The following is a 16,180-nucleotide window of genomic DNA, read 5'->3' as shown; positions in this document are numbered from 1 at the left end:
CACGCATCTTCATCTTCAGGCAACACCAATAACAATGCCAAACGGGGTTTTCCAATGGACGCACAAGAAGTTCTCGATTTCTGGTTCCTGCCGTCTTCCGACCCGGGCCACGGCCAGCAGCGCGCCGCATGGTTCCGCAAGGACGACGCCTTCGACGCCGTCATCCGCGAGCGCTTCGGCGCCGCGATCAACCACGCGATCGCCGGCGGTCTGCGCGAATGGGACGAGGAGGGTCCGCGCGGCGTGCTGGCGCGCATCCTGGTGCTCGACCAGTTCACCCGCAACGCCTACCGCGGCACGCCGGAATCATTCGCCGGCGACGTGCTGGCGCTGAACGCCGCGCGCCAGCTGGTGGCGTCGGGCGCGCACCTGGCCCTGAGCCCGTGGGAGCGTTCCTTCGCCTACATGCCGTTCGAGCACGCGGAAGACGCGCGCACCCAGGAGCAGTCGGTCGCGCTGTTCACCGACCTGGCCGCCAGCCATGAAGGCTTCAGCCAGTCGCTCGACTATGCGCACCGCCACCGCGGCGTGATCGCGCGCTTCGGCCGCTTCCCGCACCGCAACCCGATCCTGGGCCGCGCCTCGACGCCCGAAGAACTCGACTACCTGGCCAAGCCGGGTGCGGGTTTCTGACGTGGCCTCGACCCTCAACCTGGTCGGCGCCGGCCATGTCGGCAAGGTGCTGGGACGCCTGCTGTCGGCCAGCGGCGCGCACGTGGTGCAGGACGTGCTGACCCGCTCGCCGGCCAGCGCCCGGGCGGCGCTCGGTTTCATCGGAGCCGGCCGCGCTTGCGCCGACCTGACGGCGCTGCGTCCTGCCGACGTCTGGCTGCTGGCCGTGAACGACGACCAGATCGCGCCGATGGCCGCGGCGCTGGCGCAGGCGCATGACGTCCGCGGCGCGGTCGTGTTCCACTGCAGCGGCGCCAAGGCGTCGGGCGAATTGCAGGCGCTCGCGGACCAGGGGGCGCTGGTGGCCAGCGTGCATCCGATCCGCAGCTTCGCCGATCCCGACGCCGTGGCGCGCGACTTCGCCGGCACCTTTTGCGGCATCGAGGGCGAGGCCAAAGCGCTGGCGCGTCTGGCGCCGGCGTTCGAGGCGATCGGCGCGCGCCTCGTGCCCATCGATGCCGCGGCCAAGACGGTCTACCATGCGGCGGCGGTGTTCGCGTCGAATTACCTGACCACGGTGCTCGACGCCGCGCTGCGCGCCTGGCAGGCGGCCGGGGTGCCGGAGGCGATCGCGCGCGAACTGGCGCGTCCGCTCGCCAGCGAGACCATGGCCAACGTATTCCGCCTCGGCCCAGCGGCGGCCCTGAGCGGGCCGGTGGCGCGCGGCGACCACGCGACCGTGGCGCGCCAGCAGCAGGCCTTGCTCGAGTGGGACGAGGCGACCGGCAGGCTGTACGAGGCGCTGGTGCCATTGACGGCGGATCTGGCGCGGCGCAAGCACGCTGCTGCATGACTTCGACACAATAAGGAAAACGCGATGTTCTTTACCGCCTGGGCCACACTCGCCGTGCTGGGTGTCTATTTCTGGACCTGGGGCGTCGCCGGCTACGCCCGCGTGCGCTACAAGGTGCCGGCGCCATCGATGGAGGGTCCCGAGGCATTCCAGCGCGCCCACCGCGTTCAGATGAACACCCTGGAAATGCTGCCGCTGGTGCTGGTGCCGCTGTGGCTGTGCGCCACCTTCCTGGGCGACCTGTGGGCGGCGGCTGGCGGCCTGCTGTGGTGCCTGGGCCGCATCATGTATGCGCTCGGCTACTACCGCGACCCGGCCAAGCGCGAAGCGGGCTTCATTCTGGGCATGCTGGCTTGCGCTGCGTTAATCGGCGCCACAGTTTTCGGCTTATTGATGCGCTAAAGCGAAAAAAGCGAATACAAAGATCGACAAAGTTCCCGTATGGAAATATGCTTGAGTACTGACTACTAATTAGCATCGCGCGTCTCGTCCTGATGGTCACTGGCGCGCCAGGAGAACAATATGTTGTTTCTGAAGAGCACGAGTGTAACCAAGGCGCCAGGGATCTATGAGGTCGACGTCGCAGCCAAGCCGCCGGGTAAAACCTTTGGCGTCTTCCTGGCCACCGACCCGGAAAACCCGCCGCACACCGTGCTTGCCGGCCTGGCCGAACTGGGTTTCCAGAATGTCCATCAACAAAACTATGTTCACCGCGACAAGGGCAAGGTGCTCGACCTGCATTTCCAGAAGGACGGCACCGATATGTTCAAGGGTTGGAAGGCGGAGGAATGCAGCGCCAACCTGGCCGCCATCGACGCCCTGTTCGGCAATGTCGGCATCAAGGTGGCGCCGCGCGTGATGAGCCTGGCCGAAGCCTACGCCTGACACCCTGGCGTCTCGCTCAGGCCATCACTTCCAGGTGATACAGGGCCCAGGGGCAGGCGCCGAAACGCTGCGCCAGCGGGAGCGCCGCCATCTCCGGCACCCGGTCGGCGTCATACACGGCCCATAGCGGCCCCAGCCCGCCCAGCGGCATCGGCTTGCCATCCAGGTGGGTGGCGACGATGACATTCCACGCTCGCAGCTGTCGCATTTCCAGCACGGCGGCATAGCCGTCGACCGCCCGCATCAGCACCTTGGCGGCATCGCGCGGCTCCGCGCCGGCCTGGGCCAGCACCTCGAGCAGCAGCGGTCCGCGCAAGGTGTGCGGCTTGCCGTCGTATTCCAGGGTCGGGCGGATGGTGCGCGCCGGCAGGGCGGCCAGGGCTGCGAAATCGAGGGCATAGGCACGGTCGAACGCCAGCTTCTGCTTGGCCATCATCTGGTCGAGCGCCGGATCGAGGGCGCCGCGGTTGCTGCGCGTGATTGCGCCGGTGATGGTCAGCAGTGTCGGCCCTGCGGTCGGCCCCGGGGCCGTGCCCGTACTGCGGCTGGCGAAGGCCGGCGCTGCGCCAGCCACGACGGCGGCGCCGAGGAAATGGCGTTTGTCCATGCGAGAATGCGCCGTGGTGGAAAGCTCACCATCATAACCGTGAATTTCGCGCACATATTGACGATGGATTTATTCGCTGCCGACTCCGTCCCGACTCCTATCCCGCTCGAGGACGGCGAGCTCGCCTGGATGCCCCAGCTGCCACTGCCCTGGACCAATGCCGAGGTCATGGCGCGCCTGCTGCGCGAGACCGACTGGCGCGAGGAAACGGTAGTGGTGTACGGCAAGCGTCACCTGCAGCCGCGCCTGAGCGCCTGGTACGGCGACGCGGCCTATACCTACTCCGGACTGCGCCTGCAGCCGGCGCCGTTCACGCCCCTGCTCGACACATTGCGCCAGGCCGTCGAGGCAGCGAGTGGACACCGCTTCAACAGCGTCCTGCTGAATCTCTACCGTAACGAGCGCGACAGCATGGGCATGCACAGCGACGACGAGCCGGAACTGGGACCGCAACCGGTCATCGCCTCGCTCAGCCTGGGCGCTGCCCGCACCTTCATCCTGAAGCATAAATACAACAAAAAGACTGTCCGATTGGAATTGACCGATGGCAGTCTGTTGCTGATGCGCGGTGAAACCCAGAAATATTGGTTGCATGGCATCAATAAGATGACACGCGCGTTACAAGCGCGGGTCAACCTAACTTTCAGGAAAATCGTTTAAACTGACTGCAATCTCATCGATCCACTCGGAAATATTAATAACCGGCGGGTCATTAAGTTACACTTTCTTACAGTTCTTACGGAATCGGCACGGACTTGCTCTTTCGGCAGTGCTATCTTGGTCACATCGCGATTCGTTGGGAATCGCGAGCCAGATGAACAAGAAGAGGAATTGAGATGAAAAAGCTGATCGTTGCACTGCTCGCTACCACCGCCGCTGTCTCGGCTGTCCAGGCACAAGAATTCACCCCACGCGCCTACGTCGGCGTCGGTGCGGTGGCTACCGATTATGAAAGCCGCGTCCCAGGTGCAACCACCGCCGACATCGATACCATCAAGGCATCGGCCAAGCTGTTCGGCGGCTACGAGTTCACCCCGAACTGGGCAGTCGAAGTCGGCCACACCGACTACCGCAGCGCCGACATCTACTACACCCTGGGCCCAGTGGCTGCCAGCGGTCAGGTCGATGGCCGTTCGACCTACGTCGCCGCCAAGTTCAGCTCGCCGCTGACCGAGAAGCTGGTCGGCTACGCCAAGCTGGGCGTGTCGCATGACGTGAACGAACTGGCAGCGGTCAACGCCTCGCTGAACCGTCGCGACAGCGACAACAACGCTTACGGCGCCCTGGGTGTGCAGTACAACATCAACCAGGACGTGGCAGTGATCGCCGAATACGAACGCTTCGGCGGCACCCGCGACTTCGGCGTGCGTCCGAACGCACTGACCATCGGCGCGAAATACTCGTTCTAAGCCGAGCGTTTCACAAGCAAAAAGGCCCTTCGGGGCCTTTTTTCATGGTCGAATCATCCGGGCAAGCGGCGTGGCGATTACAGCCGCGCCAGCGCCAGGCCCTGCGGCCGCTGCACCCATGGCGGCACGATGATCGACGGTTCGGGCGCCGCATGCCCGGCCGAGATGAAACGGTGCAGCGACGACCACGGCCATTCACGCGCCTCGAGGCAATGGCCATGGCGCACGGCGTCGGTATGGACATAGTCGACCAGCGCCGCGTAATCGTCGTCCAGGCCGACCCGGTAGTGGCGGTAGTGGCGTTCCCAGACCGCGCCGTCGTCCACCCCGGGCTGGCCGGTCTTGCGCAGCGCTTTGGAAAAGGCGATCTTGACCGCCCGCCAGCGGCTGGAACAGTCGTGGTCGCCCGGTGGCAGGGTCCAGATGGCGTGGGCGTGATCGGGCAGGACCGCCCAGGCATCGACGTGGAAAGGACGGCGCGTACGCGCCAGCCGCATGGCTTCCCCGAACGCGGAGATATGTTCGGTCAACAGGTGACTGCCGCGGTCGAGCAGGCGCACCGTGAAAAAGAAGGTCCCGCCGGGGACGCGGTTATCGCGGTAAAGATTGCGGTAACTGTTAGGGTAATCGAGCATGGTCTGGCCGACGCCGCGCGTATGAAGCGGCTGCGGTCGACGAGCTTCCGGTAGTCCTCATCGCAAACAGTTTTACATATTTTGCATTCGGACCCCGTTCCATTTCCGCTAGTAAAAAGCCCGCCAATGACGGTCGCCAAGGCGGGATTTTCCCTTACGAAACAAGCGCTTGCATTCTGTCCACGGATCAGGTGGTCAGCGGCTTGTAGCGGATACGCTTCGGCTTGGCGCCTTCTTCGCCCAGGCGTTTCTTCTTGTCGGCTTCGTATTCCTGATAGTTGCCATCGAAGAAGGTAACCTGCGAATCGCCTTCGAAGGCCAGGATATGGGTCGCGATGCGGTCCAGGAACCAGCGATCGTGGGAGATCACCATCACGCTGCCGGCGAACTCGAGCAGTGCATCTTCCAGTGCGCGCAGGGTTTCGACGTCCAGGTCGTTCGACGGTTCGTCCAGCAGCAGGACGTTGCCGCCTTGCAGCAGGGTCTTGGCCAGGTGCAGACGGCCGCGTTCACCGCCCGACAGATTGCCCACGACTTTTTGCTGGTCAGAACCCTTGAAGTTGAAGCGGCCCAGGTAGGCGCGCGACGGCATTTCGAAGCGGCCCACGCTGAGCATGTCGGCGCCGCCGGAGACGTCTTCGAACACGGTCTTGTTGTTGGCCAGTTCGTCGCGGCTCTGGTCGACCAGCGACACCTTGGCGGTCTTGCCGATCACGACTTCGCCGCTGTCCGGCTGCTCTTTGCCGGCGATCATCTTGAACAGGGTCGACTTACCGGCGCCGTTGGGGCCGATGATGCCGACGATCGCGCCTGGCGGGATGGTGAACGACAAATTATCAATCAACAGACGGTCGCCGAAGGCTTTCGAGACGTTCTTGAACTCGATGACTTCATTGCCCAGGCGCTCGGCCACGGGGATGAAGATCTCCTGCGTCTCGTTGCGCTTCTGGTATTCGTATTCGGAGAGTTCGTTGAAGCGGGCCAGGCGGGCTTTCGACTTGGCCTGGCGCGCCTTCGGATTCTGGCGCGACCATTCGAGTTCCTTCTGCAGCGCCTTCTGGCGCGCCGATTCGGTCGCTTCTTCCTGTTTCAGGCGCGCCTGCTTCTGGTCGAGCCACGACGAGTAATTGCCCTTCCATGGGATGCCATGGCCGCGGTCCAGTTCCAGGATCCATTCGGCGGCGTTGTCGAGGAAGTAGCGGTCGTGGGTGATGCCGACCACGGTGCCCGGGAAGCGCAGCAGGAATTGCTCCAGCCACTCGACCGATTCGGCGTCCAGGTGGTTGGTCGGTTCGTCGAGCAGCAGCATGTCGGGTTTCGACAGCAGCAGCTTGCACAGCGCCACGCGGCGCTTCTCGCCACCCGACAGCACGCCGATTTTCTGGTCCCATGGCGGCAGGCGCAGCGCGTCGGCGGCCATTTCCATTTGCAGGTTCAGGTTGCCGCCGTCGGCCGCGGCGATGATCGATTCCAGGCGTTCCTGTTCCTTGGCCAGGGCGTCGAAGTCGGCATCCTCGTCGGCGTAGGCGGCGTACACGGCTTCGAGCTTGGCTTGCGCCTCGAAGGCTTCGCCGAGGCCGGATTCCACTTCTTGACGCACGGTTTTTTCCGGGTCGAGCTGCGGTTCCTGCGGCAGGTAGCCGATGTTCAGGCCCGGCATCGGGCGTGCTTCGCCCTGGATGTCGGTGTCGATGCCGGCCATGATCTTGAGCAGGGTCGACTTGCCCGAGCCGTTCAGGCCCAGCACGCCGATCTTGGCGCCCGGGAAGAAGGACAGCGAGATGTCCTTGAGAATTTGACGTTTCGGCGGGACGATCTTGCCCACGCGGTTCATCGTATAGACGTAATTGGCCATGCTTTAACTCTGGTGTTGTTTAAGGTGCACAGGATACGACAGAACCCCGTGCCCGACACAGGATTTCTTGGCCGATGCCGGTGAAATCCTGCGGGTTAATAACAGGAACTGCGAGGAACTGCGCCGGATCAGCCCTTGGCCGGCGCCGGCGGCCGGCGCAGCAGGCCTTCGCCGGCGAACAGGATCAGCGCGCTCCAGATCAGCACGAAGCCGACCAGGCGATCGGCGGTAAACGCTTCCTTGAACAGCCACACGCCGAGCAGGAATTGCAGGGTCGGCGACAGGTATTGCAGCAGGCCCAGGACCGACAGCGGGATCTTGCGCGCGCCGCTGGCGAACAGCAGCAGCGGGATCGCGGTGAGCGGGCCGGCCATCACCAGCAGCACGCGCGTGGTGTCGGAGTCGGTATTGATGAACACGTTCTGGCCATTCACGGTCAGCCAGATGACGTAGGCGGCCGCCAGCGGGAACAGCACGATGGTCTCGAACGACAGTCCCTCGAGCGCGCCGAGCGCCGCCGTCTTGCGCAGCAGGCCGTAGCCGCCGAAGGAGAATGCCAGGAACAGCGCGATCCAGGGCACCGTGCCGGTCTGCCAGGTCAGCCAGGCCACACCCAGCGCGGCAATCGCGATCGCCACCCACTGGACGGCGCGCAGGCGCTCCTTCAGGATCAGGTAGCCCAGCATGATATTGACCAGCGGATTGATGAAATAGCCGAGGCTGGCTTCGATCACGTGGTGGTTGGTGACCGACCAGATATACACCAGCCAGTTGGCGCTGAGCAGCAGGGCGGACAGCACGAAGCTGAAGAACACGCGCGGCTGGCGCACCACGTTCAGCCATTTCCATTGACGCCGCAGCACCAGCACGATCAGCAGGAAGCCGAGCGACCACAGCATGCGGTGCGCCAGGATCTGCAGCGGCGGCACGCCGTCCAGCGCGTGGAAATAAATGGGGAACAGGCCCCAGCAGAGAAAGGCCAGGGCCGCGTAGATGATTCCGGAACGCATGGAAGTGGGGGCTGGATTGCAGGGATGACATTATCCCTGAATATGTACGCAGCTGCTGGAGGGTGCCTCTTTTTGCAGGGGTGTATGATGCACCACGAAATATTCTTGCTTTTTTTCAGCCACTATTTTATGGTGCGCCGCACCAATACAAAAGCGATGGTGTAATCTTGACATCAGATAGCAAGAAAAGCAGCCTGGCGGCACTCACCCTGGCTGCGGTCGGCATCGTCTACGGCGACATCGGCACCAGCCCCCTCTACACGCTGCGCGCGGTGTTCGACGACACCCACGGCCTGCCTCTCAATACTCCCAACATCCTCGGCGTCATCTCCCTGATCTTCTGGGCGCTCACGGTCATCGTTTCGCTCAAGTACGTGAGCCTGGTGCTGCGCGCGCACAACCGCGGCGAGGGCGGTATCATGGCCCTGATGGCGCTGGCGACCAACTCGGTGCCGCGCCACTCGCGCTGGAGTTTCCCGCTGCTGGCCATCGGCGTCATCGGCGCCACCATGTTCTATGGCGACAGCGTGATCACGCCGGCGATTTCGGTGCTCGGCGCGATCGAGGGCCTCGAGGTGGCGGCGCCCGGCATGTCGCACTACGTAGTGCCGCTGGCGGTGGTGGTGCTGGTGGTCCTGTACAGCGTGCAGCGTCATGGCACGGCCGGCATCGGCCGCTTCTTCGGTCCGGTGATGCTGGTGTGGTTCCTGGCCCTGGCCGCGATGGGCATCGTCAACATCGTCCAGTCGCCCGAGATCCTGAACGCGCTCAACCCCTGGCATGCGGCGCACTTCATGCTGGACAATAAATTGCTGGCCTTTATCGCGCTGGGCGCGGTGGTGCTGGCGATCACCGGCGCCGAGGCCCTGTATGCCGACATGGGGCACTTCGGCGCCAAGCCGATCCGCATGGCCTGGTTCCTGATCGCCTATCCGGCGCTGACCCTGAACTACCTGGGGCAAGGCGGCCTGCTGATCGCCGATCCCGGCGCGGTGGAAAACCCGTTCTACCACCAGCTCGGCACCTGGAGCGTGATCCCGCTGGTGATCCTGTCGACCATGGCGGCGGTGATCGCCTCGCAGGCCACGATCAGCGGCACCTATTCGATGACCAAGCAGGCGATCGCGCTCGGCCTGCTGCCGCGCATGCGCATCCTGCACACCTCGGAAAGCGAGATCGGCCAGATCTACATTCCGGCCGTCAACTGGCTGCAGCTGGCGGTGGTGCTGATCGCCGTGGTCGGCTTCGGCTCGTCGGACGAGCTGGCCGGCGCCTACGGCATCGCGGTCACGGCGACCATGATGATGACCACCGTGCTGACCTTCTTCGTGACCCGCTACCGCTGGCGCATGCCGCTGTGGGTCTGCCTGGGCGCGACCGGCTTCTTCCTGATCATCGATGTGCTGCTGTTCTCGGCCACCACCACCAAGGTCTTCCACGGCGGCTGGTTCCCGCTGCTGATGGGCGGCGTGCTGCTGACCCTGATGCTGACCTGGAAGCGCGGACGCGCTCTGGTGTTCGAGAACCTGCAGAAGCATGCGATACCGCTGGAAGCCTTCATGGAATCGCTGTTCGTGGCGCCGCCGACGCGGGTGCCGGGCACCGCCATCTTCCTGCGCGGCGAAAGCGACGGCGTGCCGCACGCGATGCTGCACAACCTGTCGCACAACAAGGTGCTGCACGAACGGGTGGTGTTCCTGACCGTGCACATGCGCGAGGAGCCATGGGTGCCGTTCGAGGAACAGATCGACATCGTCGACCTGGGCCACAACTGCTACCAGCTGAACATCCACTATGGCTTCAAGGACGAGGCCGACATTCCGGACATCCTCGACCGCTGCGGCGCGCTCGGCCTGTCGTTCGAGATGATGGAAACCTCGTTCTTCATCGCGCGCCAGACCGTGATCTCGGGCCCGGGCGGCGGCATGGCGCCATGGCGCGAGCACCTGTACGTGGCGATGTCGCGCAATGCGCGCAGCGCGGCCGACTATTACCAGATCCGCAGCAACCGGGTGATCGAGCTGGGCACGCAGATCGAGATCTGAGGAGACCGCCGCCATTGATGTACGGATCTGGAACTGTATATCTCAGTGTACGATTGTCATTCTGCTATGTTGCAGCCTGCCGGCAGTCCGCATGCGTGGCCATGGCGGTCCCGCACCACGATCACAGGGGCTCACTTGATATCGGGCAGACGAGTGGCCAGGTGTCATGATTTTCTCCTGGAAAGATGACATGGCAGAAAAATGCTAAGATTGTTGACAATTTTTTACCGATGGTCAGGGGAACCCTGTGTGTATGGTCATGCCAAACTGTATATGCCTGGCGCCATGAATTTCGTGAGAGTAAGGCAAAAGCGTATTGCATGAAGTACTGGCAGGTTCCACGGGTAGCAGTCAACCACGGCGCTGCCTGTTACCTGACATGTACAGACTTGCCGCATTCTGGACTTGAAGCCGAACAGCCCCTCCTCGATACACTTGTAGCTGACTGTTATCAGGTCAGCCAACACACTCGCGAAGATTTAGGTGACTATAGGAGATAAATCTTGTCCATGATAATTATTATGGCAACGTGCAACGGGGCCAAGACGTTGCCAAAAGTGTTTGAAGGATATGCGAACCTCGCACAACCCGTAGGTGGGTGGTCGGCCATCGTGGTAGATGATGGGAGCGATGACGAAACCCGTTCAATCGTCGAATCTTACGCAAAATTATTGCCGATCGAATACGTTCATCAGGAGCGAAGCGGCAAGAACGCAGCACTCAACCGTGGCGTTGAGCTGGCGCTGCAACGTCGTCCGGCCGTCGAGTTGTTCGTGATGACAGACGATGACGCCACGCCTGAGCCCGATTGGCTTGTTGCGATGCAGGCTTGCATGCTGGAGAACGCCGACTATGACCTGTTTGGTGGTGCAATATTGCCCGATTGGGGCGCCCCACCTCCTGACTGGGTGCTGCGTCACGTTCCACTTGGGCTGGCGTTCGCGATCACCAACTTCAGCGACGGCCCGATTCAGCCCGGCGCCATATGGGGACCGAATATGGCAGTTCGCCGCCGGGTGTTCGAAGCCGGGCACCGGTTCAACCCGAATGTAGGACCAAACCGCGGTAACTATATCATGGGTAGCGAGACGGAATTCAATAAACGTGTCGTCGCCGCAGGCCATAAAGCCTGGTTCTCGAACAATCCGCGAGTCAACCATTTTATTCGTCCACATCAGTTAACTGAGGAGTTTTGCCTGGGCCGCGCTTTCCGAGGAGGACGCGGTACTTGTCTGGAAACGGGCGACATGACGCACTTCCCCACATTATTTGGCGTACCGCGCTGGCTATATACGAAAAAAATGCGTCATGCACTGCAAATTGCCTTGGCAACGTTGCGTGGCGATAGTGAAGCCAAGTTCAAGGCGCGCTTCCACTACCATCACACGCGTGGATTCTTGCATCAGGCACATGATCTGAAAAACGCAGCATCGCGGAAACAATGAGCTTGCTTTAGCGGGCTCAACCGGGCATCGCAAGACTGGATCATTGAACGGATTGTGATATAGAACTTGTGCATCAATCTTTTCATGAATTGGATATTGGAATGAACGAATCATTTTTCCACGTCAAACGGCTGACTGAAGGGTTTGATGTTCGGGGAAAAGCGCATTGTGCCCTTGGGCACCAGATCGCACGAGAATCGGGTAATCCCGATGGCATCTACGTCGAATGGAATTGGGATGGGAAGTGCTTAACTGCGCGCAACGACCGCTACGGGATGTTCCCGGTTTTTTATTACTCGCGCGACGGGGAATTCGCGATATCGTCGTCCATTGATCAGCTTCTCAATGCCGGTGCCAGTCCCGAACTGGATGAAACGGCGCTATCCGTATTCTTCAGGCTCGGCTTTTTTATCGGCGACGATACACCTTTCCGCCACATCCGCGCCCTGCCGCCGGCGGCGACACTGAGTTGGGATGGTGAACTACGTCTTGAACGCGCGACCAGGGCCCGTGGCGCCCCCAGCCGTGGCGAATCTCGCACATCTGCGCTCGACACCTATAACGAACTTTTCCGCCGTTCGATGACCCGGCGGGCTCCCTCCGATGCGAATTTCGCTGTGCCATTGAGCGGAGGACGCGATTCACGACATATCTTGTTCGAACTGCTCCGCCAAGGGCATAAGCCTGGTCGCTGCATTACTGCGCTCCACTTCCCACCACGGGGAAACGAAGATGCGCGCATTGCCACCATGCTTACGCAAGAATTCGGGTTGAAGCATGACATTATTCCGCAATCCGGCTCATTTTACACAGCGGAAGCGGCGAAAAATCTGTTGACCAGTTATTGCACCGATGAGCATGCCTGGTATCTGGAGACGGTATCCAATATTCGCGCGCGAGAACGTGTCGTTTATGACGGTATTGCAGGAGATGTTCTTTCGCAAAGCGTTTTTCTGACAGAGGAACGCCTGCGATTATTCCAGACCGCTTCTGCCAAAGAAATCGCAACACAGCTCCTTAGCAAAGCCGAGAGGAAACTCAGCAATCTTCTGACGCCGCAGTTATACCGTAGTACAAGCCTGGAACTTGCTGTCACCCATCTGGAAAAAGAAGTAAAAACTCATTTGGATAGTCCAAATCCGGTCGGTTCGTTCTTCTTCTGGAACCGTACACGACGCGAGATTGCCTTGGTACCCTATGGCCTGCTGGGAGATGTGCCAACCGTGTATGCTCCATTCCTGGATCATGATCTCTACGACTTTCTTACGGGACTGCCTGTAGAAATGTTAGTCGATCATACCTTCCATACAGATACAATCAGCCGCGCATATCCCGAGTACGCAGGACTTCCATATGAAGACAAAGGAAAGCGCGCCGATTCGCCAGACTTCATGCTGCTTCACGCCGAATTTGGCAGGAAGGTAGCCAAGCGCCTGCTGCTTCGTCCATCATCACGACTGATCAACAAGCGCTTTGCCCTTCCACGCGCTGTGCGGACCCTCTTCAGTTCAGCCTTCAGTGCGTCTACACACTGGTACAGTCCGTTGGCACTCTATCTCGACCAGCTCGATATCGCGTCGCGTCGCTGAGCGCCGCGGAATGCCATGGCATCCCGCATCGGCCGTTTCGGGCCGAGGGGGCGAGGTTGACTTTTCTCGCTGTCGTCCCGGCACGTCCGTTGCAGAATGGCACGACAATTATCAGACAAATTCAAGACAGTTTCATGGGACTGATTCGATAAGGTACGAGGTTTCGTTACACCAACCTTATTTGCCTTTCCTGTCGAGGACCCCCATGAAGCTGAAGTTTCCCCTGATTGCCGCCTTTGCCGCCATGCTCGCGCTGACCGCCTGCGGCGGTGGCGGCAGCGACGACGACAAGCCCGTCGTCAGCAGCCCCGCGGCGCTGACCAAGACCGACAACACGGTGGGTACCGGCGCCGAGGCCGTGACCGGCAAGACGGTGACCACCCAGTACACGCTGTGGCTGTATAACGACAAGGTCGCCGACTTCAAGGGCACGCGTCTGGAATCGGGCAATCTGCGCCCTTACGTCGTCGGCAGCGGCAATGTCATTCCCGGCTACGACCAGGGTGTGATCGGCATGAAGGTCGGCGGCAAGCGCACCGTCCTGATCCCGGCTAACCAGGCCTACGGCGCGACCGGCAACGGTCCGGTTCCGCCGAACTCGGGCCTGGTGTATGAAATCATCCTGACCAAGGTCGAGTAAGCCGGCCAGGCCCGGCGTCAATGACCTACCGGACCGGGGCACCGCCCCGGTCTTTTTTTGCGTGTACGGCTGACCTGGCGCACGGTCCACGTGACGGCGGCAGGCGATGCTCGGGATTTTAGGCCGAGCCGATCATGCGTTCTTCTTTCCACTTTGCCGTCTGCCTGCTGCCCAGCTACTCTGCCTTCGCCGCCACCAGGCCCGCGCCCGCGCCGGTCTCCCCGGCTTGCGTCGTCGCTGATCCCGTTCTCGCCGCCGACCCGCCCGCCTGGCTGCTGCTGGCCGCCGCGCTGCTGCTGCTCGGGGCAGGCCGCCTGGCCGCCTCCTGACCCGTGCACGCCTGCGCTGGCGCAGAACGTCCCCGCCGTGTTTGCGACATCGTTGAGATTCCCCGGTCACCGGAAGGATCGATCATGTCCCTGCGCAAACATTTCTTAAATAAATTGTTGGTGATAATAATGGCGTTGCCGGGACTGGCCATGGCGGCGCCGCTGTACCGCATGACCTGGCTGCCGCAAGACTTCACCGCCGCCGGCCTCGACGGCGCCGGGCGGGTGGTCGGCACCGCGCAGGGCGGGGCGGCGGTGTGGTCGACGGGCGGCACCACCTACCTGGCCTCGCTCCTGCCGGGCAGCGAAGGCCTGGCGATCAACAACGGCGGGTCCATCGTCGGCCGCGTCGGCAGCGACGCCTTCGTGTATGCCGGCGGCGCGTTCTCGATCTTCAACGTGCCGCCGGCCTACGGCACCTGGGCCACCGCCATCAACGACGCCGGCCAGGTGGCGGGCTTCGGCGCCGTCGGCTTTTCCGAGACCTACGCCTTCCTGTACCAGTCGGGCGCGGTGACCCAGCTTGGCAGCTTCGGCGGCACGATCAGCGTGGCCAACGCGATCAATGCCAGCGGCCACATCGCCGGCTTCGCCAGCCGCGCCGGCGATGGCGCCGACTGGGGCGATCCGCGCCGCACCGCCTCGGTCTACCGCGACGGCGTCCAGCACGACCTCGGCTCGCTGGGCGGCTGGTTCAGCGAAGCGAACGACATCAACGACGCCGGCTTCGTCGCCGGCTGGTCCGGGCTCGAGGACAACTTCAGCGAGCGGCCCTTCCTGTTCTCGCCCCTTGATGACCGCATGATCGATCTCGGCACGCTGGGCGGCGTGTCCGGGCGCGCCAATGCGCTCAACAATGCCGGGCTCGTGGTGGGCCTGTCCGGCATCGGCAGCGTGGGCGGCTTCGACTACCATGCCTTCGTGTATGGGGCCGACGGCGGGCGTGAAGGCATGCTCGACCTCAACGCGCTGGTGGGCGAGCGCGGCGACTGGCAGCTGGTGAATGCGCTCGACGTCAACGATGCCGGCCAGATCCTGGTCCAGGCCTGCAACGGGCTGGGCGACTGCCGTGCGGTACGGCTCGACCTGGTCACGGCGGTGCCCGAGCCCGGAACCTGGGCGATGCTGGGGACTGGGCTGGCGCTGCTGGCCTGGCGCGCGCGCCGGCGCCCGCGCGCGCGCCTGCACCGGATGGCGCCGGCGCTCCTGATCGGACCGCTGGCGGCGCCGCTGGCAGCGGCCGCTACTCCTGCCACAGCGCCGGCCACAGCGCCGGTGGAAGCGGCGCAGGCCGCGCCGGGCTTGTTCCGGGTCACCTTCATTCCGGCCGAACTCAATGCCAGGGCCATCAATGGCAAGGGCCATGTGGCCGGCAGCAACGGCGCGGCCGCCGTGTGGGATGGCGCCACCGTGCGCGATTACGCCGCGCTGGCGCCGGGTTCGAGCGCCGCCGCGATCAACGGTCACGGCCACCTGGCCGGGGCCTACGTCGATGCCGCCCACGTGTTCTCGCCCGCCGGCCTGCGCAATGCCGGGCGCGGGGTGCTGGTGGGTTTCAATTCGGCGAGCGGCCTGAACGACAGCGGGGCGGTATCCGGCAACGCCGCCTTTGGCGTCGGCGAGCGTGGCCGCGGCTTCGTCGTCGCCAACGGCATCACGCGCATCATTCCCACGTTCGGCGGCACCTGGGGCGGTTCCGCCGCGATCAACCGCCACGGCGCCGTGACCGGCACCGCGTCGGTCACGGGCGACGCGATCCCGGTGCCGCACTACCTTGCCTACGTGTATCGCGACCAGATCATGCGCAGCCTGGGGACGCTGGGCGGCAAGAACAGCAGCGCCTTCGACATCAACGATGCGGGCGACGTGGTGGGCGTCGCCGATACCGGCATCGTCATCGACGGCGCCAGCTATCTATGGCAACCGTTCCTGTATTCGGGCGGCGTGATGTACGGCCTGGGCGCGCTGGGCGGCTTCGGCTATGGCGTCGCCAACGGCCTCAACAACGCCGCATCGGTGGTCGGCTCGTCGAGCGCCGACACGCCCGATGGGCCGGCGTCGCACGCCTTCCTCTACGAGCGGGGCGCGATGCGCGACCTGAACGCGCTGAGCGCGATGCCCGCCGGCTGGACGCTGGTGGATGCGACCGACATCAACGATGCGCGCCAGATCCTGGCCCTGGCCTGCCGTCTCGAAGACTGCCAGTATGTGCGGCTCGATCCGCCGCCGTGCGACTGTTGAGGCCGCGGCGCCTGCAGGCCATGGC

The 16,180-nt window shown here is 63.1% G+C and carries 16 protein-coding genes; 12 read left to right on the top strand and 4 right to left on the bottom strand.

Annotation, left to right across the window (positions count from 1 at the left end; genetic code table 11):
* Window positions 1-54: 54 nt before the first annotated feature.
* The 4 genes from HMPREF9710_RS03585 (at window position 55) to HMPREF9710_RS03570 (ending at window position 2,350) form a co-directional block, all read left to right on the top strand.
* The gene (locus HMPREF9710_RS03585; protein WP_005663987.1) at window positions 55-633 is read left to right on the top strand and encodes a DUF924 family protein; all 579 of its coding nucleotides are present in this window, start codon (window positions 55-57) and stop codon (window positions 631-633) included.
* Between the two features lies 1 nt (window position 634).
* Window positions 635-1,465 carry a Rossmann-like and DUF2520 domain-containing protein gene (locus tag HMPREF9710_RS03580; RefSeq protein ID WP_005663985.1) on the top strand — a complete coding sequence of 277 codons (831 nt, stop codon included), beginning with the start codon at window positions 635-637 and terminating at the stop codon, window positions 1,463-1,465.
* A gap of 24 nt (window positions 1,466-1,489) precedes the next feature.
* Window positions 1,490-1,867, top strand: coding sequence for an MAPEG family protein (locus HMPREF9710_RS03575; RefSeq protein ID WP_005663983.1), 378 nt, complete (start codon window positions 1,490-1,492; stop codon window positions 1,865-1,867).
* Window positions 1,868-1,987: 120 nt separating this feature from the next.
* On the top strand, window positions 1,988-2,350 hold the full coding sequence (locus HMPREF9710_RS03570) for a hypothetical protein (protein ID WP_005663981.1): 363 nt from the start codon (window positions 1,988-1,990) through the stop codon (window positions 2,348-2,350).
* 16 nt (window positions 2,351-2,366) lie between these two features.
* Here the strand turns inward: HMPREF9710_RS03570 and HMPREF9710_RS03565 are convergent, their stop codons facing one another.
* Complete coding sequence (locus HMPREF9710_RS03565; RefSeq protein ID WP_005663979.1) at window positions 2,367-2,957, bottom strand: hypothetical protein; 591 nt, start codon at window positions 2,955-2,957, stop codon at window positions 2,367-2,369.
* 63 nt (window positions 2,958-3,020) lie between these two features.
* Here HMPREF9710_RS03565 and HMPREF9710_RS03560 point away from each other — a divergent pair, with 63 nt between their 5' ends.
* A complete protein-coding gene (locus HMPREF9710_RS03560) occupies window positions 3,021-3,617 on the top strand; it encodes an alpha-ketoglutarate-dependent dioxygenase AlkB family protein (RefSeq protein ID WP_005663977.1) in 597 nt (198 codons plus the stop codon).
* Window positions 3,618-3,793: 176 nt separating this feature from the next.
* Window positions 3,794-4,366, top strand: a complete 573-nt coding sequence (locus tag HMPREF9710_RS03555) for a porin family protein (RefSeq protein WP_005663975.1) — start codon at window positions 3,794-3,796, stop codon at window positions 4,364-4,366.
* A 77-nt stretch (window positions 4,367-4,443) separates the two neighbouring features.
* On the opposite strand, the gene HMPREF9710_RS03550 is transcribed toward HMPREF9710_RS03555, so the two are convergent.
* From HMPREF9710_RS03550 to rarD, 3 genes are all read right to left on the bottom strand, one after another.
* Window positions 4,444-5,001 carry an REP-associated tyrosine transposase gene (locus HMPREF9710_RS03550; protein WP_005663973.1) on the bottom strand — a complete coding sequence of 186 codons (558 nt, stop codon included), beginning with the start codon at window positions 4,999-5,001 and terminating at the stop codon, window positions 4,444-4,446.
* 187 nt (window positions 5,002-5,188) lie between these two features.
* Window positions 5,189-6,856, bottom strand: coding sequence for an energy-dependent translational throttle protein EttA (gene ettA / locus HMPREF9710_RS03545; RefSeq protein WP_005663971.1), 1,668 nt, complete (start codon window positions 6,854-6,856; stop codon window positions 5,189-5,191).
* Between the two features lie 128 nt (window positions 6,857-6,984).
* A complete protein-coding gene (gene rarD, locus HMPREF9710_RS03540) occupies window positions 6,985-7,866 on the bottom strand; it encodes an EamA family transporter RarD (protein ID WP_005663969.1) in 882 nt (293 codons plus the stop codon).
* A 167-nt stretch (window positions 7,867-8,033) separates the two neighbouring features.
* On the opposite strand from rarD, the gene HMPREF9710_RS03535 reads away from it, so the two are divergent.
* From HMPREF9710_RS03535 to HMPREF9710_RS03510, 6 genes are all read left to right on the top strand, one after another.
* Window positions 8,034-9,911, top strand: a complete 1,878-nt coding sequence (locus HMPREF9710_RS03535; protein WP_005663967.1) for a potassium transporter Kup — start codon at window positions 8,034-8,036, stop codon at window positions 9,909-9,911.
* Between the two features lie 509 nt (window positions 9,912-10,420).
* Window positions 10,421-11,356 carry a glycosyltransferase gene (locus tag HMPREF9710_RS26900; RefSeq protein WP_081589838.1) on the top strand — a complete coding sequence of 312 codons (936 nt, stop codon included), beginning with the start codon at window positions 10,421-10,423 and terminating at the stop codon, window positions 11,354-11,356.
* Between the two features lie 101 nt (window positions 11,357-11,457).
* Window positions 11,458-12,945, top strand: a complete 1,488-nt coding sequence (locus HMPREF9710_RS27660) for an asparagine synthase-related protein (protein WP_005663965.1) — start codon at window positions 11,458-11,460, stop codon at window positions 12,943-12,945.
* Window positions 12,946-13,150: 205 nt separating this feature from the next.
* Window positions 13,151-13,585, top strand: a complete 435-nt coding sequence (locus HMPREF9710_RS03520) for an FKBP-type peptidyl-prolyl cis-trans isomerase (RefSeq protein ID WP_005663963.1) — start codon at window positions 13,151-13,153, stop codon at window positions 13,583-13,585.
* A gap of 134 nt (window positions 13,586-13,719) precedes the next feature.
* Window positions 13,720-13,914 carry a hypothetical protein gene (locus tag HMPREF9710_RS03515; protein WP_005663961.1) on the top strand — a complete coding sequence of 65 codons (195 nt, stop codon included), beginning with the start codon at window positions 13,720-13,722 and terminating at the stop codon, window positions 13,912-13,914.
* Between the two features lie 129 nt (window positions 13,915-14,043).
* Entirely contained in the window at window positions 14,044-16,155 is a 2,112-nt protein-coding gene (locus tag HMPREF9710_RS03510) for a PEP-CTERM sorting domain-containing protein (protein ID WP_169331310.1), read from the top strand.
* The last annotated feature ends 25 nt before the right edge of the window (window positions 16,156-16,180 follow it).

This window comes from Massilia timonae CCUG 45783, assembly GCF_000315425.1.
GTDB lineage: Bacteria > Pseudomonadota > Gammaproteobacteria > Burkholderiales > Burkholderiaceae_D > Telluria > Telluria timonae.
This window is presented reverse-complemented; position numbering and strand designations above follow the sequence as displayed.

Bases quoted from the DNA above. Each gene is read 5' to 3' on its own strand.
- HMPREF9710_RS03585 (WP_005663987.1), top strand. From the start codon at position 55: ATGGACGCACAAGAAGTTCTCGATTTCTGGTTCCTGCCGTCTTCCGAC.
- HMPREF9710_RS03575 (WP_005663983.1), top strand. From the start codon at position 1,490: ATGTTCTTTACCGCCTGGGCCACACTCGCCGTGCTGGGTGTCTATTTC.
- HMPREF9710_RS03570 (WP_005663981.1), top strand. From the start codon at position 1,988: ATGTTGTTTCTGAAGAGCACGAGTGTAACCAAGGCGCCAGGGATCTAT.
- HMPREF9710_RS03565 (WP_005663979.1), bottom strand. From the start codon at position 2,957: ATGGACAAACGCCATTTCCTCGGCGCCGCCGTCGTGGCTGGCGCAGCG.
- HMPREF9710_RS03560 (WP_005663977.1), top strand. From the start codon at position 3,021: ATGGATTTATTCGCTGCCGACTCCGTCCCGACTCCTATCCCGCTCGAG.
- HMPREF9710_RS03555 (WP_005663975.1), top strand. From the start codon at position 3,794: ATGAAAAAGCTGATCGTTGCACTGCTCGCTACCACCGCCGCTGTCTCG.
- HMPREF9710_RS03550 (WP_005663973.1), bottom strand. From the start codon at position 5,001: ATGCTCGATTACCCTAACAGTTACCGCAATCTTTACCGCGATAACCGC.
- ettA (WP_005663971.1), bottom strand. From the start codon at position 6,856: ATGGCCAATTACGTCTATACGATGAACCGCGTGGGCAAGATCGTCCCG.
- rarD (WP_005663969.1), bottom strand. From the start codon at position 7,866: ATGCGTTCCGGAATCATCTACGCGGCCCTGGCCTTTCTCTGCTGGGGC.
- HMPREF9710_RS26900 (WP_081589838.1), top strand. From the start codon at position 10,421: ATGATAATTATTATGGCAACGTGCAACGGGGCCAAGACGTTGCCAAAA.
- HMPREF9710_RS27660 (WP_005663965.1), top strand. From the start codon at position 11,458: ATGAACGAATCATTTTTCCACGTCAAACGGCTGACTGAAGGGTTTGAT.
- HMPREF9710_RS03520 (WP_005663963.1), top strand. From the start codon at position 13,151: ATGAAGCTGAAGTTTCCCCTGATTGCCGCCTTTGCCGCCATGCTCGCG.
- HMPREF9710_RS03515 (WP_005663961.1), top strand. From the start codon at position 13,720: ATGCGTTCTTCTTTCCACTTTGCCGTCTGCCTGCTGCCCAGCTACTCT.
- HMPREF9710_RS03510 (WP_169331310.1), top strand. From the start codon at position 14,044: ATGGCGTTGCCGGGACTGGCCATGGCGGCGCCGCTGTACCGCATGACC.